The sequence below is a fragment of the Streptomyces sp. NPDC001852 genome (genome assembly GCF_042891825.1).
GTDB lineage: Bacteria > Actinomycetota > Actinomycetes > Streptomycetales > Streptomycetaceae > Streptomyces.
This window is the reverse complement of record NZ_JBIATN010000033.1, coordinates 19,473-44,073: the sequence shown is the minus strand read 5'-3', so window position 1 is coordinate 44,073 and position 24,601 is coordinate 19,473. Positions and strand designations below refer to the sequence as shown.

Here is a 24,601-nt window from a genome sequence, read left to right as displayed (position 1 = left end):
AGGTTCGTAACACAAGGCGCTCAGCGGCTGTGCAATAGCCGATCACGGCAGCCAGGCCCCGGCGAACGGGTCGGTTCTCCGGCGCACGGCGCGGCTTCCTGGCCCGGATCAGGAAGCCGATCGCAAGATCAGGTCATGAGACTGCCCGAGCAAGCCGAGGAGTCGGCATCCGGCGGGAAGCCGTACGCCGGTCGTCTCGCACCCGACGCGCCGGGCGCCGGTGCGGGCGGGAAGGGGCTCAGGTCCGGCGCTCTGGGGCTGTTCTCCTCCGTGGTCATCGGCATGGCCTCCACGGCCCCGGCCTACAGCCTGGCGGCCACGCTCGGTCTCATCGTGGCGGCCGTCGGCCTCCAGGCGCCGATCGTCACGATGCTGGCCTTCGTCCCGATGCTGTTGATCGCGTACGCCTACAGGGAACTCAACGCGAGCAACGCCGACTGCGGGACCACGTTCTCCTGGGCGACGCGTGCCTTCGGCCCGCGCGTCGGCTGGATGGGCGGCTGGGGCATCATCGTCGCCGACATCATCGTCATGGCGAACCTCGCCGAAATCGCTGGTGTCTACAGTTTCCGGCTCCTGGGCTACGACACACTCGCGGAGCACCGGGTATGGACCACCCTCGTGGGGGTCCTCTGGATCGGTGTGATGACCGCGATCTGCTACGTCGGCATCGAGATCTCGGCCGCCGTCCAGTGCGCGCTCCTCCTCCTGGAGGTGGCTGTCCTGCTGCTGTTCGCCGTCACCGCCCTGGTCAAGACCTACACCGGCAACCCGGGGACGGCGTTCCACGTCTCCGCCTCCTGGTTCAATCCGTTGGACGTGTCCTCCAGCCGGGCGCTCACCGCCGGCATCCTCGCCGCCGTCTTCATCTACTGGGGTTGGGACACCGCCGTCACGGTCAACGAGGAGACCGCCGAGAGCACCCGCATCCCCGGGCGCGCCGCCGTCATCTCCACCGTGCTGCTACTGATCACCTACGCCCTGGTGGCGACCTCGGTGCAGGCGTTCGCCGGGGTCGGCTCCTCGGGGATCGGGCTGGGCAATAGGGACAACGCGGGCGACGTGTTCTCGGGGCTCGGCTCTGCCGTCTTCGGCACCCACGGCCCGGGGCTCTTCCTGGCCAAGCTGCTGATCCTCATGGTGCTGACCTCCTCGGCGGCCTCCACCCAGACCACCATCCTGCCCCTGGCCCGGACGGTCTTCTCCATGGCCGCGCACAAGGCCCTCCCCTCCCGCTTCGCCCGCGTTCACCGCAGATTCCTCACCCCCACCTGGTCGACCGTCGGAATGGGCCTGGCCTCGATCGCCTTCATGGTCCTGCTGACAGTGATCAGCCATGACTTCCTGGCCGACTCCATCGGGTCGATCGGCCTCGCGATCGCTTTCTACTACGGGCTCACCGGCTTCGCCTGCGTCTGGTACTACCGGCGCGTGCTCACCCGCGGCCGCAGGGACTTCCTGTTCAAGGGTCTGCTGCCGGGTCTGGGCGGGCTGATGATGTTCCTCCTCTTCTGCTACGCCGCCTTCGATGTCTACGCCGATCCCGGCTACGGCAAGACGTCCATCGACCTTCCGCTCATCGGACGGACGGGCGGAGTGACCGTCGTGGGCATCGGTGCCCTGCTGATCGGTGTCGTGCTGATGCTGATCGTCACCCATGAGCACACCACGGCACTCAGACTCCAGCGCAGCCTGCTGCCCGACAGGCTGCCTCCGCACACCGCCGTAGAGCTGGCGAGCCGTTACGTCCCGGCCGACAGCCGGACCGGGGTGGGCGGCGACTGGTTCGACGCGATCCCGCTCTCGGGCACGCGTGTCGGTCTGGTAGTCGGCGAGGTGCCCGGCCACGGCCTGCGCGCCGCCGCCTCCATAGGACGCCTGCGCATGGCCGTACGCGTCCTCTCCCTCCTCGATCTCACCCCGGACGAACTCCTCTTCCGCCTGGACGACATGGTCCGACAGTCCGCCCGGGAGGAGGCAGCGAAGCGTCGCGTCCCTGGCACGACCGACAGGAAGCCCACGAATGAAGCGGCCCTCGGGGTCTCGTGCCTGTTCGCGGTGTACGACCCCGTGTCCGGACGATGCACCATGGCGCGCGCCGGCCACCCGATGGCAGCGGTCCTCCGGCCCGACAACACCATCGCCACGTGTCCGGAACTACCGGCGGGCCCACCGCTGGGAGTGGGAGGTCTGCCGTACGAGAGCACGGAACTCCAGCTCCCCCCAGGCAGCCTCGTCGCCCTCTTCACCGACGGCCTCGTCCAGACCGCCGACGGCCCCGACAAGGGACTCGGCCTACTCGCCGAAACCCTCGCCCAGTGCTCCCAGCCGCTGGAAGAGCTCTGTGACCGCGCGATCGCGGCCCTCCTGCCAGGTCCGGCGAACGACGACACGACCTTACTGCTCGTCCGTACCCGGATGCTTGCCGAGGACCAGGTATCCGCCTGGGAGCTGCCTCCCGATCCCGCGATGGTCGGCGACGCACGCAACGCGTCCACGGCGCAGCTCGTCGCATGGGGCCTGGGCGATCTGGCGTTCACGACCGAACTCATCGTCAGCGAGCTGGTCACCAACGCCATCCGCTACGCCGCCGGACCGGTTCACGTCCGGCTCATCCGCGACCAGACTCTCATCTGCGAGGTGTCCGACACCGGGCACACCTCACCCCATCTGCGGCACGCCGAGACCGATGACGAAGGCGGCCGCGGCCTGTTCATCATCGCCCAGATGGCCCAGCGGTGGGGCACCCGCTACACGCCCACCGGCAAGACCATCTGGGTGGAGCAGGCCCTTCCTGAGGCTGATCCTTTGGAGTGGACACCCTGACAATGGATCTTGATGGTCCAGGGAGGGATGTCCAGGTGGGACGCAAGTCTCCGTATCCGGAGGAGTTCAGGAAGGACGCTGTTGCGCTCTACCGCGCCGCAGCCGGGAAGCGGACGTACGCGGCGGTGGCCACGGATCTCGGGATCACTGCGGAGTCGCTGCGGACGTGGGTCCGCAAGGACGACTCACAGGCCGTGCCCGAGGGCCGCGACGGCAGCGTGAGCGCGGCCGAGGAACTGGCCCGGTTGCGGGCGGAGAACGCTCGGCTGCTCAAGGCAGAGCAGGAGTGGCAGCTGGAACGCGAGATCCTGCGCCGGGCAGCGGCCTATTTCGCCCGAGAGGTGAAGTGAGCCCCCACCGCTGGGACTTCATCTCCGACAACCGCGCCAACTTCGGCGTCAAGCGGATCTGCCGGGTGCTTGGAGCGTCCCGCGCTGGCTACTACCGGCACCTGGCCACCGAGCAGGCCCGCATCGAGCGCCAGGCCGAGGAGAAGCGGACCGTGAGCGAGATCCGCGCCATCCACGCCGAACACCAGGGAGCGTATGGGGCTCCGGGCGTCCATGCTGAATTGCGTGCGAGAGGAGGCAGGATCAACCGCAAGCGCGTCACCCGGCTGATGCGCGTCAACCACATCGTCGGCCGGCACCTACGCAAGAAGAAGCGGACGACGATCGCGGACAGGACCGCGCCGCCCGCACCGGACCTGGTGATGCGCGACTTCACCGCCAACACGCTGAACACCAGGTGGTGCGGCGACATCACATACATAGCCGTCGGCACGACATGGCTCTACCTCGCCACGGTGATCGACATCTGCTCGAGAACGGTGGTGGGCTGGTCGATCGCCGACCACATGCGCACCTCCCTGGTCACCGACGCGATCGAAATGGCTGTGGCCACCCGCGGCGGCCGGGTCCACGGCGTCGTTTTCCACACCGACAGGGGCGCCCAATACAGCGCGGCCGCCTTCGCCGAGGTCTGCCGCCGGCACGGCATCCGCCGCAGCATGGGCCGGGTCGGCTCAAGCTATGACTGTCAGTCCGGTCGAACGGGTTTGGGGTACCGCCGCTCACCCGGCCGGCATGCCGATGGACGCCTGGCGCGACGGCGACACATTTTTCGTGGAGCTGGACCTGCCGGGCGTGAATCCGGAGTCGATCGACCTCGATGTCGAGCGCAACGTCCTGACCGTGAAGGCCGAACGCAAACCGACGTACGCCGGCAACACGGAAACCGTGATCACTGAGCGGCCCACGGGGACGTTCAGCCGACAGCTGTTCCTCGGCGAGACCCTCGACACCGAGCAGATCGACGCCTCCTACGAGGCCAGCGTGCTCAAGCTGCGGATCCCGGTCGCCGAGCAGGCCAAGCCCCGCAAGATCGCGATCAGCGGCGGAAGTGACCGTAAGGAACTCAGCACCTGAAACCAGAGCCAATCCCCTTCGCAGATCACTCCAGGGCCCAGGCATCTGTCTGGGCCCTTCTGCATATCGGCGCCCATGTCTGGTAGACCGCTGGGGACCACTGCCGTTGGGATCAGGCCGCTCAGGCGCCGTGGTCGTCCTGAAGGAGACGATCAGCCGGGAGGCTGTGGGGTCGGCGACGCTGAGGCGGTAATCGCTTTCGACCGATGCGGGGTGGGTTTCGCCAGCTCCACGTTGAACTGCGCGCCGATCAAGAGGGCCAGGTTGGACAGCCATAGCCAGATGAGAAAGACCACCACGCCGGCCAGTGAGCCGTACAGACGGTGGTAGGTGCTCACGTGCGAGGCGTAGAGAGTGAAGCCGAGGGAGATTGCCAGCAGAAGCACGATCGCCAGACCACCACCCGGCGCTATTTTCCGTACAGGCCGCGAAGAAGCAGGACCCGACCGATAGAGCACCAAGACCAGGGCAACCGCTACCGCGGCCAGAACGGGCCAGCGCAGCGCGTCCCACGCGGTCTGAGGCACGGTGCCCAGGTTGAACGCCCGGCGCAGGCGCCTGGCCAGGCTCCCGCTCACCAACAGCACGAGAGTCGTGGTCAGCAGCAGGCTGATCAGTACGATCGCGGTGATGACGATGTGGGGAGCGGTGCGCCACACCGGCCGGTGCGCGTCGGCGTGGTGGATCGCGTGCAGGGCCCTGCGGAAGACACTCAGATAGCTGCAGCCCGACCACAACGCCCCCACGGCACCAAAGAAGACCAGCACCCATGCGGCGGACGACTGCTGGGCCATCTGCAGAAGAGCGCTGCGCAGCAGCCCGCGGGATGTGGCCGGGACGACCCCCGCCACCCGGTCGATCACCTCGGGAGTCGCCGTGGGCATAGTCAGTCCCAGAACCGAGAGGATCACCAGCAAGACGGGGAACAGGGCGAGGACGGCGTAGTAGGTCAGAGCGGCGGCCCAGTCGGTGACGTCATCGTTCCAGATGGCCAGCGGTGTGCGGCACAGTGCCGCCCACCACCCTTGCTTTCGACCGTCAGCATCATCCATGATTGCCCGCTCCCCACAGGAATGACCAGGCACTCTCACAGCCGCCGCACCGGTCCGCTGCCGCGCGACTCCGCTGTCGAACCGTGGGCTGCGCGCGGCAGGCGGGCCGCAGCCCGATGAGCCCTGGCCCGCCTTCGTCAGGAACGCGACTCAGTCCTTGAAGAGGTCCTTCGCCGCGTCCTTGGCCTTCTCTCCCGCCTGTTTGACGTCGCCTTCGACCTGGTCGGCCTTGCCTTCCGCTTGCAGGCGCTCGTTGCCGACCGCCTTGCCGACCGCTTCCTTCGCCTTGCCCTTGATCTTGTCGCCGGCGTTGCCGGCCTTGTCCGCATTGCTCATCGAAACCGTCCTCCTAAGCCCGCGCTCGTCGCGGTCCCTGCCCCTCTACCCCCGCCGCCTCATGTGATGTCCGCTCCACGCCCGGACCACCCACGCGGCCTCCCCACCGACGACACGCCGGTGACAGAGGCGCCCCCTGCCGCGGCCCCGCACAAGCCCGCCACAGTCGTGGGACCGCGCTAGTCCCCCTGGCTGCGCAGGGTCTCCTTGAGCTTGGCGATGGCGAAGCCCCACCCCTGGGACACGGTCGGCTTCGCGGGTACCGCGATCTCCTCAGGGTTGGTGAGCACGTCGAGGAGGACGGGGCCGTCGGTGGTGAAGGCTCGGTGTACCGCGTCGTCGAGGTCGTCGGGATCGGTGACACGGATGCCGGTGATGCCCATGGACGCGGCGACGGCTGCGAAGTCAGGGTTGTCGAGTTCGGTGCCGAACTCGGGAAGGCCTGCCTGCTCCTGTTCCAGCTTGACCATCCCCAGGCGCCGGTTGTCGAAGACGACGAGTTTGACCGGGAGCCGATAGGTGCGGATGGTCATGAGGTCGCCCAGCAGCATGCTGAGTCCGCCGTCACCGCAGAAGGCCACCACCTGCCGCTCCCGGTCGAGAAGCTGCGCGCCAAGTGCCTGCGGCATGGCGTTGGCCATGGAACCGAGGTTGTAGGAGCCCAGGAGCCGTCGGGTGCCGCGCATACGGACGAAACGCGACAGCCAGACCGTGGCCATGCCGGTGTCGGAGGTGAAGACGGCGTCGTCGGCGGCGGCCCGGTCGACGGCCGCGGCCAGCGCCTCGGGGCGGATCTGGTGGTCCCTGTTGTCCAGCGCGGAGCGGACTCGCCCGACGAGGCCGCGGTCGTGCTGCGGAGCCGCGAGCCGCTGCTGGCCCTTGCGCCACTCCGCGTACTTCTCCTGGGCCCGGGCGAGGTGATCGCCGTCGTGATCGCCGCTGAGTCGGTCGAACAGGCCGCGCACCGTCGGGCCGACGTCGCCCACCAGGCCGAGGTCCACGGGGACACGGCGGCCGATGTGCTCGGCGGCCGTGTCGACCTGGATGACCTTTTTGCCGGTGGGATACCAGTCACGGTACGGAAAGTCGGTGCCCAGCAATAGCAGGGTATCGGCGTCCTCCATCGCGCCGGCGGCGGCCGGGTTACCGATCAGACCGGTCTGGCCGACCTCGTAGGGGTTGTCGTGTTCGAAGCCCTCCTTGGCCTTCAGGGTCAGGACCATGGGAGCGGCGAGCCGCTGAGCGAGCCGGAGTACGTCGTCGCGGGCCGCGCGTGCGCCCCGTCCCACAAGGAGCGTCACCTTCTCCGCCCCGTCGAGCAGCTCCGCTGCCCGTTCGAGGTCGGGTTCGTCGGGGCGGGTGCGGTGGTCGGCCAGGAAGAAGCGCGGAGCGCGATCGTCGGGCACCTCCAGGCCGCCGACATCGCCGGGGACGGTGAGGACAGCGACGCCTTGGCGTGCGACAGCGGTGCGTACCGCGATCTCGAGCAGGCCGGGGAACTGCTGCGGGGAGGTGACGGTGGCCCGGAAGGCGGCGACGTCCCGGAAGAGGAGGTCGTTGTCGACTTCTTGGAAGTAGTCGGTGCCCACCTCCGCCAGCGGTACCTGTCCGGTGATGGCGAGCACGGGCGCGTGGCTCTTGGCTGCGTCGTACAGGCCGTTGAGCAGGTGGACGGAGCCCGGGCCGACGGTGCCCATGCACACGCCGAGTCGGCCGGCCAGCTGGGACTGCGCACCGGCGGCGAACGCGGCCGCCTCCTCGTGCCGGCAGCCGACCCATTCCACCGAGCCGGCACGCCGGATGGCGTCGGTGACAGGGTTGAGCGCGTCACCAACCACGCCGAACACCTGTCGGACGCCGAGTTCGGCGAGGCTGTCGACGAGTACCTGCGCGACCGTGCGAGCCATGTGTCTCTTCCCTGGTTGGCTAGATGGTGAAGCGGTCGGGGTCGGCCACGGCCCAGTCCTCGGCCCAGCTCCGCGGCGGTTCGGCGAGCAACTGCCCCGGCTGGAGCAGGTCATACAGCCGGTCACCCGGCAGGACGGTGGTCGGGTTCACGCGCCGCCGCAGCATGTGCGGGCGCAGCTCCGCCGGATCGGTGACGCCCATGGAAGCCATGATCTGAAGGGCGCTGTGTACGGTCGCCTCCTGGAAGCGGCGCACCCGCTCGGCCTTGTCGGCGACGTCCAGGGCACGGGCCCGGCGGGGATCCTGCGTGGTCACTCCGGTCGGGCAGGTGTTGGTGTGACAGCGCTGGGCCTGGATACAGCCAAGTGCGAACATCATGGCGCGAGCGGCGTTGGTGTAGTCCGCGCCCTGGACGAGGCGCTTGACGATGTCGGCACCCGTGGCGACCTTGCCACTCGCACCGATCTTGATCCGATCCCGCAGACCGGTGCCGACCAGGGCGGCATGCACGGTGGTCAGGCCCTCGGTCAGCGGGGTACCGAGGTGGTCGGCGAACTCCAGGGGCGCCGCGCCCGTACCGCCCTCGGCCCCGTCCACCACGATGAAGTCCGGGGTGACGTCCTCGGCCAGCATCGCCTTGCACACCGCCAGGAACTGCGTCCGAGAGGTCACGCAGAGTTTGAACCCAGTGGGCTTGCCGTCGGCCAGCTCCCGGATGCGGGCGATGAACCGCACCAGTTCCCGAGGGGTGCCGAAGACGCGGTGGTACGGCGGCGAGATCACCGTCTGTCCCTGCGGCACCTCGCGGACGCGGGCGATCTCGGCGTTGACCTTGCCGCCGGGCAGGACCCCGCCGATGCCCGGCTTGGCGCCCTGCGAAAGCTTCAGCGACACGCACTTGACCAGAGGGTGGGCGGCCTTGTCCGCGAACTCCCCCTCGGAGAAGCCGCCGTCTTTGGTCCGGCAGCCGAAGTACCCCGTCCCGATCTCCCAGATCAGGTCCCCGCCCGGCCTCAGGTGGTAGGAGGACAGGCCGCCCTCGCCGGTGTCGTGGGCGAACCCGCCGCGTGCGGCGCCCTCGTTCAACGCCAGGATCGCGCGGGTGGACAAGGCGCCGAAGCTCATGGCCGACACGTTCAGCAGCGCCATGTCATACGGGCGGGTGCAGCCCGGACCGCCGACCCGCACTTTCGGGGGACGATCGGCGACCGGCCTCGGTGCCATCGACGGAACCAGGTATTCGTACCCGACGGCGTCCACATCGCGTTCGGTGCCGAAGGGCTCTTCCGCGTCCGTTCCCTTGGCCCGCTCGTAGACGATGGAGCGCACGTCGCGGTCGTAGGGCCTGCCGTCGAAGTTGCGCTCGATGAAGTACTGCTGCAGTTCCGGCCGTACGGCTTCGAGCAGAAACCGCATGTGTCCCAGGATCGGGTAGTTACGGAGGATGGAGTGCCGGCGCTGCAGCAGATCGCTCACGCCGACCGCCGTCAGTGCCAGCAACACCGCGGCCGGCACCCAGCACCACCCGCTGATGAGCAGCGCGAGAACCACGAAAGCGATGGCGCAGCAAGCGACCACCGCGAAGAACAGCAACCGGGCCAAGCCCGAAACCAACGCTCGCACTCTTCAATCTCCTTCGCGGCCCACACCGCACATCCTGGGAACACGCCGCATCGTCAACGACGCGGATCTGGAACCCCGGCGGACCCGATGCCACCGACGAGCCGAGAGGATGAACGTCAGACGTTCTTGCCGCGCGGGGGAATCCGCTCCAGCAGACCACGCAGGTCGTCGGCGTGCTCTTCCTCCTGGGCGAGCAGCTCCTCGAACACCCGCCTGGTCGTCGGGTCATCGTTCCCGAGCCACTGCACGATCTCCGTGTAGGAGGCCACGGCGACGCGCTCGGCCACCAGGTCCTCCTTGAGTATCTCGACCAGGTCCGTACTGGCGTCGTACTCGGCGTGCGAGCGCCTGGTGAGTGTGTCGGGGTCGAAGTCCGGCTGCCCACCGAGCTGGACGATGCGCTCCGCGAGCTTGTCCGCGTGCTCCTGTTCCTCCCTTGCGTGCTCCAGGAATTCCGCGGCCAGCGGCTCCGAGTACAGACCGGACGCGGTGTAGTAGTGCCGCTTGTACCGCAACGTGCACACGATCTCCGTGGCCAGCGCTTCATTCAGCACCTTCAGGACACGTTCGCGATCCGCGCCGTACGCGTCGGTCACCGGTCCCTTGTCGATCTCCTGGCGGGCACGCTTCCTGATGGTTTCGATGTCAGTGAGGAACTCAGCCACGACAGACGAACCTCCTTTCCCAACGCACGCCGGACACGGCCCGGCATGACTACTGATGTGGTTCGCCGCTTACCCTCTCCGCAGCCATGTACTACTCCCGTACCCAGTAGCCATGCTCCGTGATCTGCCTGGCAGAGCGTGCGATCGCCGCTCCAGGGCCGAAGTTCCCGAGACCTGTGCCTGGGTGTGCGGATACAACACCGAGTTGCCCTGACCGGCTGCGACCTGCTCCAGCTGGTCGCATGGCTCCGCACACGTGGCAGGCTGAGCCGTGAGCTGGAGCTGAACCCCGGCCGTCGCGGAGGGCGTCCTGCATGTCTCGGCCATGGCCACGAGCTCCGACGGTGAACCTGCCAACGAGTACCCCGCCTGCCACGTCCTCCAGCAGGATTGGGGCGTCCCGGTCCGTCTGTCAGAGGGCCGGGGGACCGCCTGCCGCTCGTCCTGGCCGGGATGGACGAGCAGTAGGCGGGCGCACGCGTCGGCTCTGGCGCCCTCCTCAAACGCCGTAACCGTCGACGTAGCCGTCGCCACGGTGGTGATGGTGGTGCGGTTCCTCCTCGACCACCGGCGTTGGCGGGACAACGACCCTGCGGCGCCGGGCGATTCCGCTGAACGTCGCGACGCCGATCAGGCCCACGGCCATCAGGATCACGCCGACGACGTCGAGGTTGACGCCGTGCATGTGCCAGTCGGTCGCGAATGTGAGGATGGCTCCCACCGCTATGAGGATGATGCATCCGCCGAGCCCCATAAGGCCTCGCCTCCCCTTCCGGTGCCGGAATCTCCGACACCGGCTCGGTTACCCGGCGAGGTCCCGGCTAGCCCTCCAGAAAGGCCGTCAGGGCGTTCGCCAGCAGGAACGGGGCGTCGGCGCCGCGCAGCTCGCGCATGCTGTGCATGGAGAGGATCGCCACGCCGATGTCGACCGTGCGGATGCCGTGGCGAGCCGCAGTGATTGGGCCGATCGTCGTGCCGCACGGCATGGAGTTACTCGAGACGAACGGCTGGAAGGGGACGCCCGTGGCTGTCAATCGCTTTGTCGTGGCATCCCCGCGGAGCTGGTCTCGCCTTTCAGGTAGCGCGGGGACCTTCGTCGTCTGGCGGCTCTGGTCTACACGGCCGGCCTGTTGTGCAGTGTTGGGGCACCTGGCGACGTGGACACGGCCGTCATCGCCGCCCGAGCAGCGCAACCACACGACACCGAGTAGGGCAGCACGCCGAGGCCCAGCTCACGCCCATGACCAACTCTCAGCGCCAACCCCAGATCATGGCGCTCCCCGGGGCCGAGGTCCTCGGTCAGCGCCGCCCGCAAGGGCAAGCACGGCGGCCGGCCGCCCGTCATCACCGACGACATGCTCCACGCCGCCCTGCGCCGCCGTGCCAACGGTGAGACGGTCGAGCAGATCCAGCCCGCCCACCGGCAAGCGCAAGGGACAGAACCCGAGCTTGTCGAGCATCTACCGGGCGCTTGCCGAGCAGGAGAAGCGGCAGGCGTACCCGAAAGCCGCCGAGCAGGCCCACGTCGACTTTGCCGCCCTCCAGGCGGTCGACAGCATTCCCGGCCAAATAGCGGGGAGCGTGAGGGCATGATCCACGGCATTCACCGCGCGAAGGGCGCCTCTTGGGGTTCTGCCTGGCGAGGATGATGACACCGAGACCCGTGCAGACGGCCCCGCCCCCTCCTGTGCGACCCGTGTACGCCTGATGTGAAGGTTCGGGGGTAGACAAGTTTGGATACGGGGGAAAGGGCGGGCAGCATGGAACAGACAGCAGACGGCGAGCACAAGTCCTCGCGGCTCGGAGACGTCCTATCGGTGTCCGGGGCGTTCGAGGGCAGCGAAGACATCGCCGTCGCCCGTGACCTGGCCCGCAGTTTCCTCACCGATGTGCAGGCTTTGCACGGGTTGCCAGTGTCCGGGCGCGCGATGGGCATGGCGCAGCTCGTGGTCAGCGAGCTGGTGACCAACGCCCGCAAGTACGCACCCGGCCCCTGCCTGCTGACCCTGGAAATCAACGGCGGCGCGGTCGAAGTGACCGTATGGGACAGCAACCCGACCCCGCCCGCGATCCTGGCGCCCGATCCGACCCGGATCGGCCAGCACGGGCTTGAGATCGTGATGGCCGTCGGCCAGAGCTTCGCCATCCACCGCGAACCGGTGGGCAAACGGATCACCACGGCAATCGTGCTGGCCGACGATCCCGGCGGAGACCCCGCCGGCCGCCAGCCGTGACGGCGTGAGACCCGGCGGACCTGCACGCGAACCCGGTCGTGCACCGGCAGCTGACTGCAGCACACGCGGCGGCACAATCGTCGCTGCAGCTCCTGGTGCGGTCTCTCGTCACACCCCTTAACGGCTCCGTCGCCTCCAGGGCCAAAGGTAACCGCGGTGGCGTGGCACTCTTGGACCTGCTGTGTGCCGGGCAGACGGGGCAGGGATCCGTGAGTCGGCTGAAGGAGAAACGATGGCGCAGGACTCATCCCTGAGGGCTGTCGGGTGGGCTCGCTCGTTGCCGCTCAGTACTGGAGTGAGGGAGGCCAGGGACTGGACGCGTACCCACATGAACGCGCTCGGATGGGAGCGGAGAGCAGCTCATCCTCACCTGGGACGAGCAGTGCCTGCACGTGACGGTGCATGACGCCTCACCGCAACTGCCCGAGCAGCGCCACTCGGATGACGCCGCCCTCGGGGGACGCGGGCTGCTCCTGGTCGACGCCCTCGCCGACGACTGGCAGGTCCGCCGTTGCCCCCGCGGCAAAGACGTCACCGCATGCTTCCAACCGCCCGCACAAGCGAAGGCGACACAAGTGGGGGCGGGGCGGGGCCCGCCCCGCCCCCCCCCCGGGGGGGGCGGGGGGGGCCCCCCCCCCGGCCCCCCGCCCCCCCCCCCCCCCCCCCCGCGCCCCCCCCGGGGGGGGGGGCGGGCGCGCCCCCCCCCCCCCCCCACGAAGGGGTGAGTACGGGTCAGCTCACCACCGGTACCAGCGACCGCGGCCGCCACCCGCGCTCGTGGAGCGCATGACGAAGCCGAGCAGCCATAGCACCGATCGCCGACAGAGGGTCGTTGACGAGTATGTCAACGACCCCCTGATGGTCCAGACGGCGAGGCGGGCATGTGTCAGCCGAGCGTGTACCCCAAAACGTAGGAGTGGCAGCCGTCCTCGGACTGGATGATCTCGAAGGCACCCGTGATCCCCGCGAGGTCACCGGAGCCCGTTCCCTGAACCGCGCGGATCGCGATCTGCTCACCATGGCTACCGGGCGGGCTGTGCTGGAGGACGAAGGAGCCCTTGCGCCCGTTGAGTTCGCCCGTGAACCGCTCCACGGCGACATAGGCGGCGGGACTGCCCTCGATATCGGCCACTGACAGCATGTTGACGGTGCTGGCGCCGGCCAGGCCGACTGGACGAACATCGCCGCCACCGACCACTACCGGTCACGAACCGACCACGCCCTCCAACTACTCGATCTTGAAGCCTGAGAACCCATCGACCCTGCTCCTCGACCCTGCCGACATCGCTCAGCTCCAGCACCGCGACGAGCACGAGCGCGCGGCATCGGCTCGGGTCCCTGGATGACTCGGCGACTCGGCCGGCGGGCAGGCGAAGCCGGTCAGGGTGTGCCGGTGAGCTGTCGGTGCCCGGTCGGGGACTCGGTGTCCGGTGATGCCGGCCAGTGAGCCGCCAGTTCCGTGAAGGAGGCGGTGTCGGGCGCCGGCGACATGGTGGCCCGGCCGTGTGCCCTGGCCCGGTTCAGCAGGTCCGCTGCGGTCAGAGCGGCCAGGCGTTCGGCGGTGTGGGCGAGCAGCCGAGTCGCGGTGGAGACCAACCCCTCCTCGCCCAACGGGCGCTCGGCCAGAGCCAGTTCCTCGGTGAGGAGGGACCACAGTGTATCGGCCAGATCGTCGGAGCCGACCTCACGGACGGTCAGGGAGAGGTGAGCGGAGAGTCCTTGGTCTCCGGCGGCCAGGTGGGCGAAGCCGCGCGGGACGTACAGGACGTCGCCGGGGCGCAGGGTGGTCCGCAGGATCTCGGCCGGCCAGGGTCCGTCCTGGTCGGTGACCCGGCCCGCGTGCCAGTTCCCGTCCGTCGGGCCCTCGTGAATGTGCCAGGCCTTGCTGCCGGCTACCTGGACGACCAAGACGTCGGCGTCGTCACGGTGCAGGGGCAGCCCCTGGCGGCCCGCCGGGGTGACGAAGAAGAACGCCTCGACCTGCCGGCCGAGTTCCGTCGCGAGGGACGCGAGCAGGGTCCGGGTGGGGGCATGCCACTGGTCGACGCAGCGCAGGAGCAGGGTGGCGCCCTTGTCCAGGAGTTCCCGGATTCTGCAGGCGTCGGCGAATCCGGCCGGTGTGCTGCGGGCGACGGCCCGGGTGGTGGTGAATTTCCTCGCGGGCAGTTTGTCGCCGTCCCACATCTCCACGTACGGCTCCCGGAAGAATCCCGTGGACAGCGCGGCATCCAGATCCGCCAGGGTGAAAGAGCTGTGGCCGCCGCCGTCCGGGTGGAAGACGCCCGGGCGCTTGTTCCAGTAAGTGGTGAGGAATTCAGCGGGATTTCCCACCCATTGGGCGAGCGTCGGCGCGTGCATGGGCGTCGTCCCTTCTTCGGGGAAGCTCTCTCCACTTCGGAAAGGCTCTTGTCATCGGTGATGTGCTCGGCCTCTCCGATTCGCTCGGCCTCGGCCGTGTGCGTCGCGCACGGTCAGTCGGGCAGGACGGCCCCGGGATAGCGGTCCAGTGCCGCCAGTGCCAGTTCGACGGGCACGGAGAGCGTGTCGACCATCAGGTATCCGCCCACCGGACAGCGGACGACCGTCATGTCGGCGTCCTGCTCGACGACCACGGTGGGACTGCTCAGCGCGGGGCCGAGGGAGAAGCCGTAGTGCAGTACTGCCGCGGTGTCGTCGTCGGGGCCGGCCGCGGCGGCCCGTCGTGCCAGCTCCCGTTCGGCGGCGGCGCGCAGGTCCCGCGCCAGCGCGTGTGAGGTCCCGGTCGCCAGGCCGGGTACGGCGTTCACCCTGACGAGCGCCTCCCGCACCTCCGGCGCCAGCATCCAGTGTTCGGCGGCATGGTGCAGATCCGTCACGTCCCGCTCCGTCATCGCGTCGACCAGGACCGCGACGTCGACCACGTCCCGCCCCCGCAGTGGCTGCTGGAACAACTCCTCGGCGATGAGCAGCAGACTGGCCACCGTCGGGTTGGCGGGCCACTCCGTGCGCAGGGGAACCGTCGTGGAGTTCCCGACGAAGGGCGCCGAGAGGAACTCCGCCGCGTACACGTGGTCAAGGTCCGACTCCGGGGAAGGCCAGTTCAGGGCCACGGCCCAGTGGCGGCAGCCGTCGCTCTCCAGCATGCTCACCCGGGCCTCGTCCACCGGCCGCGCACGGGCCACGGCGGCCACAGCCGCCCACAGTTCGCCCTCGTCGGGCATCAGCAGGTCCACGTCCCGGCTGGTGCGCAGCACGCCCGGCGGATAGTAACCCTGGAGCGCCGCTCCCTTGAGGACGTCAGCGCGGCCCGCCTTCCGTACGAGTTCGATGAGGCGCTCGTGCTCGTCGCGTCGTGCGCGCTCCACGTCGAGCAGCGCCGTGCCGAGCGCTCCCATCCGGTGGCCCTCGGCCGCGGCGAGCGAGCACACGGTGCCGCCGAGGCGGTGGTCCCGTCGCGTGGCCCGCTCCAGGACCAGGCCCAGCCGGATGTCCGGGGCGAGGCCCATGACCTCCCGCACGGTCCTCAGCGACAGTTCCACGATGCACCTCCAGGGACAGAATTCCGAGCAGCGTAGCCTGGCGGACGACCGTCGGAGCCGAGATATGCGCATTCCGGAAAACACGAGTTCAGGGCCGCTTCACGAGTTTCCGGCGGGTGCGGGGACGGCGGGGTGCGGATTACGGAAGCAGCCGTTGCCCGGCCGATCCGGTCCCGCCTACAGTCCTTTTCGTTCGATCAACTCCCAACGAAGGAGCATCACATGATGAAGCACGCTTCCATCCTGCGCCCGCGTCTCGACAAGGTGAAGCCGCAGAGCCGCTGAATCACCACCTGAAGTGGAATGCCGCCACCTTCGGGGGGCGGCATTCGCTTATACGGACCAGTGAGGGAGAGTGCTTTACTTGTACGAATTCCGGAACCTCGACGGGCCGCTTCCGGTCATGGCAGTCATCGACGAACGGCTGAGCACGACCACGGTCTGTCTGGCCTCGAAGTACGGTTCACGGGACGATCCGGCGCGGGAGTGCGGTCTCGCTCATGTGCTGGAACACGTGCTGATGTCCGCGCCGGTGGGGTCGGTGCCGTCGTTCAGCGAGTACGTCGAGCGGCTGGGCGGACACGCCAACGCGGAGACCGGCCTGGACCGCATGCTGTTCTACGCGCAGGTGCACGCGGACGACGCCGAGGAGATCACCGGACTACTGCAGCAGGCGGTGCTACGGCCCCGGTGGAACGAGAGGACGCTGCCCCGGGAGAAGGCTGCGGTCTTCCAGGAGCTGGCGGCGGCCGCCGCGGACCCGAGCGACGTGGTGCAGGACGCCTTCCTGGAGCACATGTTCCCCGGCCACCCGCTGGGCCGTCCCGTGGGCGGCACCCGGGAGACCGTTGAGGCCTTCGACGTCACCGCGATGGCGGCGGGACACCACGACCGGCTGCTGGCCGCCCCGCTGTCGCTGATCGTGGTCGGACCGTCGGTCCCCGTGACGGCGGACCCGCTGGTGGCGGGTGTCCCGGCGGAGGCGCTGGCGCGGGTGGGCACGGCCGAGCGCGACCTGTCCGCGCTGCCCGCGCCCGGGCCCGACGGGTCGGTGCCGTGGCCGGACGAGTTCGCCTGGGTCTGCGCGGGCGCGCGCTCGGTCGGCAACCATGATCCGCGCCGTCCGCACTTCAACGTCCTGGCCCAGCTGCTCGGTTCGAGCCCCTCGTCGGTGCTGTACCGTCGGCTGCGCGGAGAGGCGGGTCTCGCGTACGCGTTCCAGTCGTGGAACCGCGGCTACGGGGAGACGGGCGCGTGGCGGGTCCTGGTCGGCGTCGATTCCGGCAACGGCGACGCGGCGCTCGCCGTGATCCGGGGGGTGCTGGAGGAGATCGCGGCGGACGGCCCGAAGCCGGACGACCTGGAATCCGCCCGGCGCCAGGCGCAGATGCGGATCCACACCTCCGTCGACACTCCGCTGGAGTGTGCGCGTTTCCTCGCGCTGCGCAGCGGCGGCCCCGCCGACTGGTCGCCTGCAGCCGAGGTGGCGAACCTCGCCGCGGTCGGCCCCGAGGAGCTCCGTGCGGCCGCCGCACACGTGCTCAGCGGCTGGCGGGCCGTGGTCCGACCGGAGGCACGGTGACGGCCGCCCAGGAGTACCTCGGTCGGGCCGCGGCGGCCGGGCTCCTGCGCGAGGCGGGCGGGTTCGGCTTCGTCGCCGACCGCTGCGACGACCCGTTCACGGGGCGCCGGCAGGTGCTGGTCGAGTACTGCGACCCGCGGCTGCCCGCCTCCCCCGACGCGCTGGCGGCCCTGCGCCGCACCCTGCGCGCCGGTGGCGAGGAGGCCGACGCGGTGCTGCTGCGCGTCGTCGGCAATGTGCGGCTGCCCGCCCCGTGGCGGCCGCGGTTGACGTACGTACGGCACGACCGCACGCCCCGCCCGTCGGGATCCGGCATCCCGTCCCCTGACGGACTCACCGTGCGGCCGGCGACCCCCGCCGACGATCCGCGCGTACGTCACTGGCTCGCGCAGGCGTTCCGGAACGCCTACCCGGGGCAAGAGGTCGACCCCAGTCACCCCGGTGTCGCCGACGTCGTGGACGCGCCGGACCGGCTGTCCTTCATCGCCGAGTTCCACGGCGAGCCGGTCGGGCACGCGACCGTACTCGTCCGTGAGCAGGACAGCGTCACGGGCGAGGAGTTCGCCGAGCTGGTGGACACGCTGGTGGACGACGCGGGCGTCCGGCGGGCCGCCGTGGCCGCGCTGGTGGCCGCTGCCGTACGGGCCACCGAGGGGCGTCCGCTGTGCGGCCATGTCGTGCACCCCTACGAGCCCGAAGCGGCGCGCGGCGCGGACGGTGTGCTGCGCGCCCTCGTGGCGGGCGACTGGTCGGTCGACCACTGTTTCTGGGAGAGCCCGTGGTGAACATCGAGGAGCACGGCCCGGCGCGCCGGGGGGCGTCGGAGCGCGCCGTGGACGGGGGCGCGGCGGCGGACGCCATCGTCGTCGACGACGTCGGGCGCACCTTTGCCGACCGGCGTGGCCGGGCGGCCGGTGGGGTGACCGCGCTGAGCGGGATCAGCCTGCGGGTGGCGCCCGGCGAGGTGCACGGCCTGCTCGGCCCGAACGGCGCGGGCAAGACGACGCTGTGCAAGATCCTGACGACGACCCTGGAGCCGACGACGGGTTCGGCGCGTGTGCTCGGCCTGGACGTGACCCGGCAGTCGCGGGCCGTGCGGCGGTCGATCGGCCTGGTCTTCGGCGGCGACCGGGGACTGTACGGACGGCTCAGCGCCCGCGAGAACCTGTGGTTCTGGGGGGCCATGTACGGGCTGCGGCGCTCCGAACTGCGTTCCCGGGCGGAGCTGTTGCTGGAGCGGGTGGGGCTGCTGGACCGGGCCGACGTGCGGGTCGACACGTTTTCGCGCGGGATGAAACAGCGGCTGCACCTGGCGCGCGGTCTGGTCGGGGACCCTCGCGTGCTGATCCTCGACGAACCCACGATGGGCATGGACCCGGTGGCCGCGCTGGACTTCCGGGCGCTCGTCGCGGAGCTGCGGGAGGAGGGGCGCACGGTCCTGCTGACCACGCACGACATGGCGGAGGCGGCGGCCGTCTGCGACCGGGTGTCGCTGATCGACCGGGGCCGGCTGATCATGACGGAGGACACGGACGCCGTCGGCCGGCTGCTCTCCGGCTACGAGCGGGTGGTCGCCCACGGTGTGTCCGCCGGTCTGGCACTGCGGGTAGAGGCACTGGCGGGCGTCGTCGCCGTGCGGCACGAGGCGGACCGGCTGGAGGCCGAGACGGAGCAGCCGTCCGCCACCGCCTCGGTCCTCGCCGTCCTCGCGGGGGCGGGGGTCCACCGGGTCAGCACGGCACGGCCGGACCTGGCCGAGGTGTACCTGCACCTGGTGGGCCGGCGAGGCATGGCGGTGACCTGATGTCCCTCTTCCTGGCCGCCCTGCGCTTCCAGTTGCGCCTCGCGCCGCGCTCCCCCGGCACCTTGCAGGTGTGGGCCACGGCGCCGCTGTTCACGGCGGTGTTCCTGTCGATCGCCGAGCACGCGCACCGCACCGATCTCACGTCGTTCTCCATCGTCGCCCCGACGCTCATGGGTCAGTGGGCGCTGGCCCTCGGCATCGCGGGCGAACTCATCACGGAGGAGCGCAGCCAGGGCACCCTGGAGGCGGTGATCGCGACCCCGTGCAGACTCTCGGTGGTCGTCGTCGGCCGGATCCTCGCTGTCAGCCTGCTCGGCGTCACCGCCATGGCGGAGGCGTGGCTGGTCGCGGGGCTCGGCTTCGGCCGCTGGATCGCCGTACCGCACCCCGGCGTGCTGGCCGCCGCGCTGCTGGCGAACGCGGCCGCCATGGCCGGGACCGCGAGCATCCTGTCGTCCCTGTTCGTCCTGATGCCGTCGGCGCGGATCGTGCAGAACACGCTCAACTATCCGCTGTATCTGCTCAGCGGCGTCCTGGTGCCGCTGTCGACGCTGCCAGCCTGGCTCAGGCCGCTGGGCCGCGCCGTGTTCCTGAGCTGGAGCGCCGACCTGTTCCGGGCCGCCCTGGACGGGGCGGCGGTCTCCCGGCCGGTGACGCGGATCGCCGTCGTCGCCCTCCTCGGGCTGTCCGGATACCTCATCGGGGCGCTCCTGCTGGCCCGCGTACTGCGCCGGGTCCGCAGGCTCGGCACCCTCACGCACACCTAAGGGCAGACGTGTACCCATCCGCGTTCCATCTCGTGCGCTACGGCTTCCTCAACGCCGTGGCCGACTTCAAGGCCACCTACACCTGGCGCAGTTGGTCGTTCGGCTGGCTCGGCCGGATGCTCGCCCAGGTGCTGTTCTTCACCGGGCTCGGCCGGGTTCTGGACCAGCCTGGTGCCGTGCGCTACCTGGCGCTCGGCAACGCGCTGATGACCTGTGTCGTGGACACCATGGCCGTGGTGGCGACGACGAGCGGGGAGCGACGGGCCGGCACGCTGTCGCTGCTGGTGGCGAGCCCGGCGGACCCGATGTGGGTGTTCGCCGGGCGCAGTCTGCACTGGCCCGTCAGCGGGTTCGCCACAGCATCGGTAGCCCTGTTCGGCCTCGGCCCGTTCTTCGGGGTCACCTGGACCACGGGGCAGGTTCCGCCGGTCCTGCTGCTGATCGCGCTCACCGCGCTGGGCACCTACTGCGTCGGGCTGTTCCTGGCCGTGCTGGTGCTCAACGTGCCGCGGTTGCGCAACGTGGTGTCCAACTGCGCCTATCTGGCGATGATGGCGTTCTGCGGAGTTCAGGTGCCGGTGGACTTCTGGCCCCGGGGGGTCGGGGCGGTGGTCCAGGCGGTGCCCCTGACCCATACGCTGCGGGCGCTGCGGGCGGTGAGCGACAACCGTCCGGCGGCCGAGGTGTTCGGCCCGGTGGCGCCGGCGGTGCTGGCGGCCGGCTGCTGGCTGGTCGCGGCGGGCGTCACCTTCCGCTGGCTGGTCGCGGTGCCCGCCCGGCGAGCGGGCACCCTGGACCTGTCCTACTGACGACCGCCCGTGACCGCGCAGCCGCACGGCTCGTCCGCCGCCGGCCGCTGCGCGAGCAGGGCGGCAGCGAGCGCCTCGGTGGCCGTGCCGAGCGCCGCGAAGTAGGCATCGTCGCCGGCGCCCGCAGCAGGTTCCAGCCCCAGGTCGAGCACGGGATGGGAACGCCCGCTACGTCCGCAGTTCAGGTCGCACGTGCTGAGCGTGATCCGGACCGGCGCCGGGACGTCCGGGGCGGCCGCACGCACACCGCGGCACAGGGCTGCCGCCGCCCGCGCGAACTCCTCCGGGGAGCGCGGCAGCACGCCGACGCGGCGCCGGCCGGGCGCGAGGGACAGGGAGCGGTAGGCGTGGCCCTCGCAGCTGTCGTACGTGGTGAGCCGCCAGGCGCCCGCGGTGAGTGCGTCCACCAGGGGCCAGACACCGTCCTCGATGGCGGCGCGCCACTGGGGATGCCCGGGGTCGACGTCGTCCGCCTCGTGGATGCCCGGGAGTCCGACCGTGTTGATGTTGCCGTCCGCGCTCCTGAGCAGCCGGGCGGAGCGGCGGGGCGCGCCGGGCGCGTTCCAGCGGCCGAGGAACTCGTCGACGTCGGGCATGACGTTCGGGAACCGGGGGCGGTGCGTGAGCGTGCGGCAGCCCCCGCCCGCTGCCGTCGTCATCCCCTCTTCGAGGCCTGTCACAATTCCCTCCCAGTTTATGGTCCACGGATTCAGGATGCTGTCCGGCGATCCTAACGAGAAAGACCACGAAACGGTCCGGCGCTTCTCACGGAAGGCCGGAGAATGCGCATTCACGCAGAGCCCCCACACGGTCGCCGCCCTCTTCCGTTCGCATTTCCGCAATTCCTTGGCCGCGAGCCGGGCGTCTCCGTCATCCTGCTGGAACGTGCCGCCGTCCACGGCGGATCACAGAATCCTCTTCCGCCGTACTGGAAGGAGTCGGGGCCGTGGCTGAAAAGTACGACCTGGCCGTCGTCGGACTCGGTTACGCCGGGCTTCCGCTGGTCGTCGCGGCTGCCCGCAACGGCATGCGGGTCGCCGGCTTCGACGTCGACGCCGGCCGCGTCGCCGCCCTGGCCGGCGGGACCAGCTACGTGGACGACATCTCCGACCAGGAGATCGCCGAGGCGCTGGCCTCGGGGTTCACCCCGTCGTCGGATCCGGAGGTCATCGCATCGGCGGGTGCCGTCACCATCTGCGTGCCGACGCCTCTGCGGGACTCCGTGCCCAACCTGAGCGCGATCCTGGACGCCGCGCGCCTGGTGGCGCCCCGCCTGCGCCGGGGGGCGCTGGTGGTGCTGGAGTCGACCACCTACCCGGGGACCACCACCGACGTCGTGCTACCCCTCCTCGCGCAGGGCTCGCGGACGGTCGGTGAGGACTTCCTGCTGGCCTTCTCCCCCGAGCGGATCGATCCCGGCAACCCGGCGTTCGGGCTGCACAACACCCCGAAGGTCGTCGGAGGCGTCACGGCCCGCTGCACCGAGGCCGCCACCGCGCTGTACGAGCGCATGGTGCAGAAGGTGGTGACGGTGAGCACGCCGGCGGCGGCGGAACTCACCAAGCTGCTGGAGAACACCTACCGGCAGGTCAACATCGCGCTCGTCAACGAGCTCGCCGTGTACTGCGACGGACTCGGCGTGGACGTGTGGGAGGTGGTGGCCGCCGCGGCCACCAAGCCCTTCGGCTTCCAGCCGTTCCGGCCGGGTCCGGGGGTGGGCGGTCACTGCATCCCGGTGGACCCCGGCTACCTGGCCTTCAGCGGCCGGGCCTCGGGGCATCCGCTACGGCTGCCGGAGCTGGCGCAGGAGGTGAACGACCGGATGCCGGCGTACGTCGTCGACCGTATCGTCCGGCTCCTCAACGACCGGCGGCGCAGCGTCCGCGGCACCCGTGTGCTGCTGCTCGGGGCGACCTACAAACCGGACATCGCCGACGGCCGCGGCTCACCGGCGGTGCCCGTGGCCGAACTCCTGCTGGACCGGGGCGCCCTCGTGCGCTTCCACGACCCCTATCTGCGCACCCTGCGGCTGCACGGGCGGAGCGTCGCCGGGGCCGAGTCGCTGGACGAGGCGGTGGCCGAAGCCGACCTCGTCGTCCTGCTGCAAGCGCACCTGGACTACGACCTGGCCGCCCTCGCGGACACCGCGCCCCTGCTGTTCGACACCACCGGCCGCACCGTCGGCGCGCGCGTGGCGCATCTCTGACGCGGCCGCACGACCACCCGGCCGGCATCCTGCCGAAAAGGACGCCGGCCGGGCCGTCGGCATTCCCGGAATACAGCGATGCGAATATCGGAAATCATCGCTCCTGCAATTCATTGATCCGGCCGCCCGGGCGCTGCTAATTTCATTCCAGGGAATCAACGGATTCCTCGACGCAAAAGAAAGAGGTACATCATGTCCGAGAAGAACGAGATCTCCTTCGACGCGTTCGTCGACGCCGTCAAGTCGTACGACCTGGAGTCCGTCAGCGCCAAGGACACCGCCCACTCGTCGGCGGTCTCGGTGAAGCCCTGGGAGCACGTCACCGAGCAGACCTCGGACGCCGTCTGATCTGCTGCGCCAGACCGGCGGGCGGCTGTCCGCAGCCGTCCGCCGTGACCCCCGCGCCCGCCGCGCGCCAGCGGCCCGGCGCCCGTCCCCGCCAGCACTGCGAGGTGGCTCACATGCTCGACCCGTCCCCGTGGGCGGACCCTGCGGACCGCGAAGTGGAGACCGAGGTGCTGATCCTCGGCGGCGGACTGGCCGGACTGGCCGCCGGATCCGTGCTCGGCGACCGCGCGGTCGTGGTGGAGGGCGCGGACCGGCCCGGTGGCCTGGTGCGCACCGAACGCATCGGGAACTACTGGTTCGACCACGTCATCCATCTGCTCTACTTCAGCCATCCCGACGTCGAGGCCCGCGTCCGCGCGCTGCTCGGTGACGTCCTGCGCCCGTGCCCCCCGGACGCCCGGGTCGAGACGGCCCGGGGCACCACCCGCTTCCCCGTCCAGCTGAACCTGCACGGCCTGCCCGCCGAGGTGCGCGCCGCGTGCCTGGCGGACCTGCGGGCCGCGCACGCGCGGAGCACGCCACCCGGCGACTACGAGGAACTGCTGCTGAGCGCCTTCGGCCGCACCCTGTGCGAACTGTTCTTCTTCCCGTACAACCGCAAGCTGTGGCGGCGTCCGCTCGGCACACTGTCGGCGTCCGGCTTCCACTGGAACCTGACCCGGCCCAGCGTCGCGGAGATCGAGCGCGGCGCGAACTCGCCACGCCCGGCGGACGGTTACAACGCGCGGGGCTGGTACCCGCGGCCCGCACGCGGCCGCCGGCGCGGCATGGAGGTGCTCTCCCAGGCGCTGGCCAGCCGGATCCCGGACCTGCGGCTGCGGCACACCGTCACCGCCGTCGATCCCGAGTCCCGTACGGTGCGCACCCGTTCACCCGAGGGCGTCACCGACTTCCGCTACACGCACGACTGCGTCTCCACGCTCCCCCTGCCCGCCACCGTCGAGCTGTGCCACCGGGCGCCCGAGGCGCTCGTCGGGCGCTGCCGTGCGCTGCCCCGAAACCGCGTACGGTCGGTGGCCCTCGCCGTCCAGGGTCCGCGCCCGCGCGACACCGGGCACTGGCGGTACTACACGCGTGAGGACGTGCCGTTCACCCGCCTCGTCTTCATGACGGAGTTCGACCCGGACATGGCACCCGAAGACGGCTGGGGCGTGCTCGCCGAGGTGCTCGAACCGTCCGAGGGGCCGCGCGCGGCCGACGACGCGCTGGTGGCCGACGTACTGCGCGGGGTCGGGACGGTCGGACTGCTCGGCCCCGGCAGCCGGGTCGTCGGGTCCCGGGTGTTCACGAGCGACCCCGGCTACGTCGTCTTCACCGACGAGGCCCGGAAGACCGCCGACGAGGCCACCCGCTACCTCGCCTCCCTCGGCATCACCCCGCTCGGCCGCTACGGCACCTGGACCTACTCCTCCATGTCCCAGGTCATGGAGGAGGCCTTCAACTGGGCGGCGCGGCGTTCGGCCCCGGCGACGACATGACCCGGACAGCAGACAGGG

The 24,601-nt window shown here is 70.2% G+C and carries 22 protein-coding genes and 5 pseudogenes; 15 read left to right on the top strand and 12 right to left on the bottom strand.

Translation table 11 applies throughout. The annotated features are described in order from the left end of the window. Positions 1–135: 135 nt before the first annotated feature. From ACFYZB_RS38800 to ACFYZB_RS38790, 3 genes and pseudogenes are all read left to right on the top strand, one after another. Positions 136–2,826 carry a SpoIIE family protein phosphatase gene (locus ACFYZB_RS38800; RefSeq protein ID WP_388766477.1) on the top strand — a complete coding sequence of 897 codons (2,691 nt, stop codon included), beginning with the start codon at positions 136–138 and terminating at the stop codon, positions 2,824–2,826. A 35-nt stretch (positions 2,827–2,861) separates the two neighbouring features. Beyond that, positions 2,862–3,862: pseudogene (locus ACFYZB_RS38795) on the top strand (IS3 family transposase); the annotation flags it as partial. Next, positions 3,858–4,253 (top strand): Hsp20/alpha crystallin family protein, encoded by a 396-nt coding sequence (locus ACFYZB_RS38790; RefSeq protein ID WP_388766476.1) that lies wholly within the window; start codon positions 3,858–3,860, stop codon positions 4,251–4,253. The pseudogene ACFYZB_RS38795 and the gene ACFYZB_RS38790, both read left to right, overlap by 5 nt. Positions 4,254–4,405: 152 nt before the next feature. Here ACFYZB_RS38790 and ACFYZB_RS38785 read toward each other — a convergent pair whose 3' ends face one another. From ACFYZB_RS38785 to ACFYZB_RS38765, 5 genes are all read right to left on the bottom strand, one after another. Further along, positions 4,406–5,305 carry a YihY/virulence factor BrkB family protein gene (locus ACFYZB_RS38785; protein ID WP_388766474.1) on the bottom strand — a complete coding sequence of 300 codons (900 nt, stop codon included), beginning with the start codon at positions 5,303–5,305 and terminating at the stop codon, positions 4,406–4,408. Between the two features lie 150 nt (positions 5,306–5,455). Then, a complete protein-coding gene (locus ACFYZB_RS38780) occupies positions 5,456–5,641 on the bottom strand; it encodes a CsbD family protein (RefSeq protein ID WP_388766473.1) in 186 nt (61 codons plus the stop codon). A gap of 179 nt (positions 5,642–5,820) precedes the next feature. Then, on the bottom strand, positions 5,821–7,548 hold the full coding sequence (locus ACFYZB_RS38775; protein ID WP_388766472.1) for a thiamine pyrophosphate-dependent enzyme: 1,728 nt from the start codon (positions 7,546–7,548) through the stop codon (positions 5,821–5,823). A 19-nt stretch (positions 7,549–7,567) separates the two neighbouring features. Continuing rightward, positions 7,568–9,088, bottom strand: coding sequence for an FMN-binding glutamate synthase family protein (locus tag ACFYZB_RS38770; RefSeq protein ID WP_388766566.1), 1,521 nt, complete (start codon positions 9,086–9,088; stop codon positions 7,568–7,570). 200 nt (positions 9,089–9,288) lie between these two features. Next, positions 9,289–9,837, bottom strand: coding sequence for a bacterioferritin (locus tag ACFYZB_RS38765; RefSeq protein WP_388766470.1), 549 nt, complete (start codon positions 9,835–9,837; stop codon positions 9,289–9,291). Between the two features lie 264 nt (positions 9,838–10,101). Here ACFYZB_RS38765 and ACFYZB_RS38760 point away from each other — a divergent pair. Continuing rightward, positions 10,102–10,305, top strand: a pseudogene (locus ACFYZB_RS38760) (alkyl hydroperoxide reductase); the annotation flags it as partial. A 31-nt stretch (positions 10,306–10,336) separates the two neighbouring features. Here ACFYZB_RS38760 and ACFYZB_RS38755 read toward each other — a convergent pair. Both ACFYZB_RS38755 and ACFYZB_RS38750 read right to left on the bottom strand, forming a co-directional pair. Next, entirely contained in the window at positions 10,337–10,591 is a 255-nt protein-coding gene (locus ACFYZB_RS38755; protein WP_375988175.1) for a DUF6458 family protein, read from the bottom strand. Positions 10,592–10,658: 67 nt separating this feature from the next. Continuing rightward, positions 10,659–10,859 (bottom strand): annotated as a pseudogene (locus ACFYZB_RS38750) (M18 family aminopeptidase); the annotation flags it as partial. A 427-nt stretch (positions 10,860–11,286) separates the two neighbouring features. On the opposite strand from ACFYZB_RS38750, the gene ACFYZB_RS38745 reads away from it, so the two are divergent. The 3 genes and pseudogenes from ACFYZB_RS38745 to ACFYZB_RS38735 all read left to right on the top strand — a co-directional run. Beyond that, positions 11,287–11,430: a hypothetical protein gene (locus ACFYZB_RS38745; protein WP_388766468.1), complete on the top strand. Its 144-nt coding sequence runs from the start codon at positions 11,287–11,289 to the stop codon at positions 11,428–11,430. 167 nt (positions 11,431–11,597) lie between these two features. Next, positions 11,598–12,071, top strand: a complete 474-nt coding sequence (locus tag ACFYZB_RS38740; RefSeq protein ID WP_388766466.1) for an ATP-binding protein — start codon at positions 11,598–11,600, stop codon at positions 12,069–12,071. Positions 12,072–12,303: 232 nt separating this feature from the next. Further along, positions 12,304–12,643: pseudogene (locus tag ACFYZB_RS38735) on the top strand (ATP-binding protein); the annotation flags it as partial. A gap of 165 nt (positions 12,644–12,808) precedes the next feature. Here the strand turns inward: ACFYZB_RS38735 and ACFYZB_RS38730 are convergent. From ACFYZB_RS38730 to ACFYZB_RS38715, 4 genes and pseudogenes are all read right to left on the bottom strand, one after another. Next, positions 12,809–12,883: pseudogene (locus tag ACFYZB_RS38730) on the bottom strand (hydrophobic protein); the annotation flags it as partial. A gap of 74 nt (positions 12,884–12,957) precedes the next feature. Continuing rightward, positions 12,958–13,269 (bottom strand): DUF3224 domain-containing protein, encoded by a 312-nt coding sequence (locus ACFYZB_RS38725; protein ID WP_388766464.1) that lies wholly within the window; start codon positions 13,267–13,269, stop codon positions 12,958–12,960. 182 nt (positions 13,270–13,451) lie between these two features. Beyond that, positions 13,452–14,429 (bottom strand): JmjC domain-containing protein, encoded by a 978-nt coding sequence (locus tag ACFYZB_RS38720; RefSeq protein WP_388766462.1) that lies wholly within the window; start codon positions 14,427–14,429, stop codon positions 13,452–13,454. Positions 14,430–14,542: 113 nt separating this feature from the next. After that, the gene (locus ACFYZB_RS38715; protein WP_388766460.1) at positions 14,543–15,589 is read right to left on the bottom strand and encodes a hypothetical protein; all 1,047 of its coding nucleotides are present in this window, start codon (positions 15,587–15,589) and stop codon (positions 14,543–14,545) included. Between the two features lie 364 nt (positions 15,590–15,953). Between ACFYZB_RS38715 and ACFYZB_RS38710 the strand changes: the two genes are divergently transcribed. Genes ACFYZB_RS38710 through ACFYZB_RS38690 form a run of 5 tightly spaced genes read left to right on the top strand, consistent with a single transcriptional unit; the run spans position 15,954 to position 20,551 of the window. Next, complete coding sequence (locus tag ACFYZB_RS38710; protein WP_388766458.1) at positions 15,954–17,171, top strand: M16 family metallopeptidase; 1,218 nt, start codon at positions 15,954–15,956, stop codon at positions 17,169–17,171. Further along, positions 17,168–17,956 (top strand): hypothetical protein, encoded by a 789-nt coding sequence (locus ACFYZB_RS38705; protein WP_388766457.1) that lies wholly within the window; start codon positions 17,168–17,170, stop codon positions 17,954–17,956. The genes ACFYZB_RS38710 and ACFYZB_RS38705 overlap by 4 nt, the downstream gene beginning before the upstream one ends. Next, positions 17,950–18,975, top strand: coding sequence for an ABC transporter ATP-binding protein (locus ACFYZB_RS38700; protein ID WP_388766455.1), 1,026 nt, complete (start codon positions 17,950–17,952; stop codon positions 18,973–18,975). The genes ACFYZB_RS38705 and ACFYZB_RS38700 overlap by 7 nt, the downstream gene beginning before the upstream one ends. Beyond that, on the top strand, positions 18,975–19,742 hold the full coding sequence (locus tag ACFYZB_RS38695) for an ABC transporter permease (RefSeq protein WP_388766454.1): 768 nt from the start codon (positions 18,975–18,977) through the stop codon (positions 19,740–19,742). Before ACFYZB_RS38700 ends, ACFYZB_RS38695 begins: the two co-directional genes overlap by 1 nt. A gap of 8 nt (positions 19,743–19,750) precedes the next feature. Continuing rightward, a complete protein-coding gene (locus ACFYZB_RS38690) occupies positions 19,751–20,551 on the top strand; it encodes an ABC transporter permease (protein ID WP_388766453.1) in 801 nt (266 codons plus the stop codon). Here ACFYZB_RS38690 and ACFYZB_RS38685 read toward each other — a convergent pair. Next, positions 20,545–21,210, bottom strand: coding sequence for a hypothetical protein (locus ACFYZB_RS38685; RefSeq protein WP_388766452.1), 666 nt, complete (start codon positions 21,208–21,210; stop codon positions 20,545–20,547). The two genes, ACFYZB_RS38690 and ACFYZB_RS38685, sit on opposite strands and share 7 nt — an antisense overlap. Positions 21,211–21,497: 287 nt before the next feature. Here ACFYZB_RS38685 and ACFYZB_RS38680 point away from each other — a divergent pair, with 287 nt between their 5' ends. From ACFYZB_RS38680 to ACFYZB_RS38670, 3 genes are all read left to right on the top strand, one after another. Then, entirely contained in the window at positions 21,498–22,757 is a 1,260-nt protein-coding gene (locus tag ACFYZB_RS38680; protein WP_388766451.1) for a nucleotide sugar dehydrogenase, read from the top strand. Between the two features lie 192 nt (positions 22,758–22,949). Next, complete coding sequence (locus ACFYZB_RS38675) at positions 22,950–23,105, top strand: hypothetical protein (RefSeq protein ID WP_159765597.1); 156 nt, start codon at positions 22,950–22,952, stop codon at positions 23,103–23,105. A gap of 113 nt (positions 23,106–23,218) precedes the next feature. Next, positions 23,219–24,583, top strand: coding sequence for a protoporphyrinogen/coproporphyrinogen oxidase (locus ACFYZB_RS38670; RefSeq protein ID WP_388766449.1), 1,365 nt, complete (start codon positions 23,219–23,221; stop codon positions 24,581–24,583). Positions 24,584–24,601: the final 18 nt, after the last annotated feature.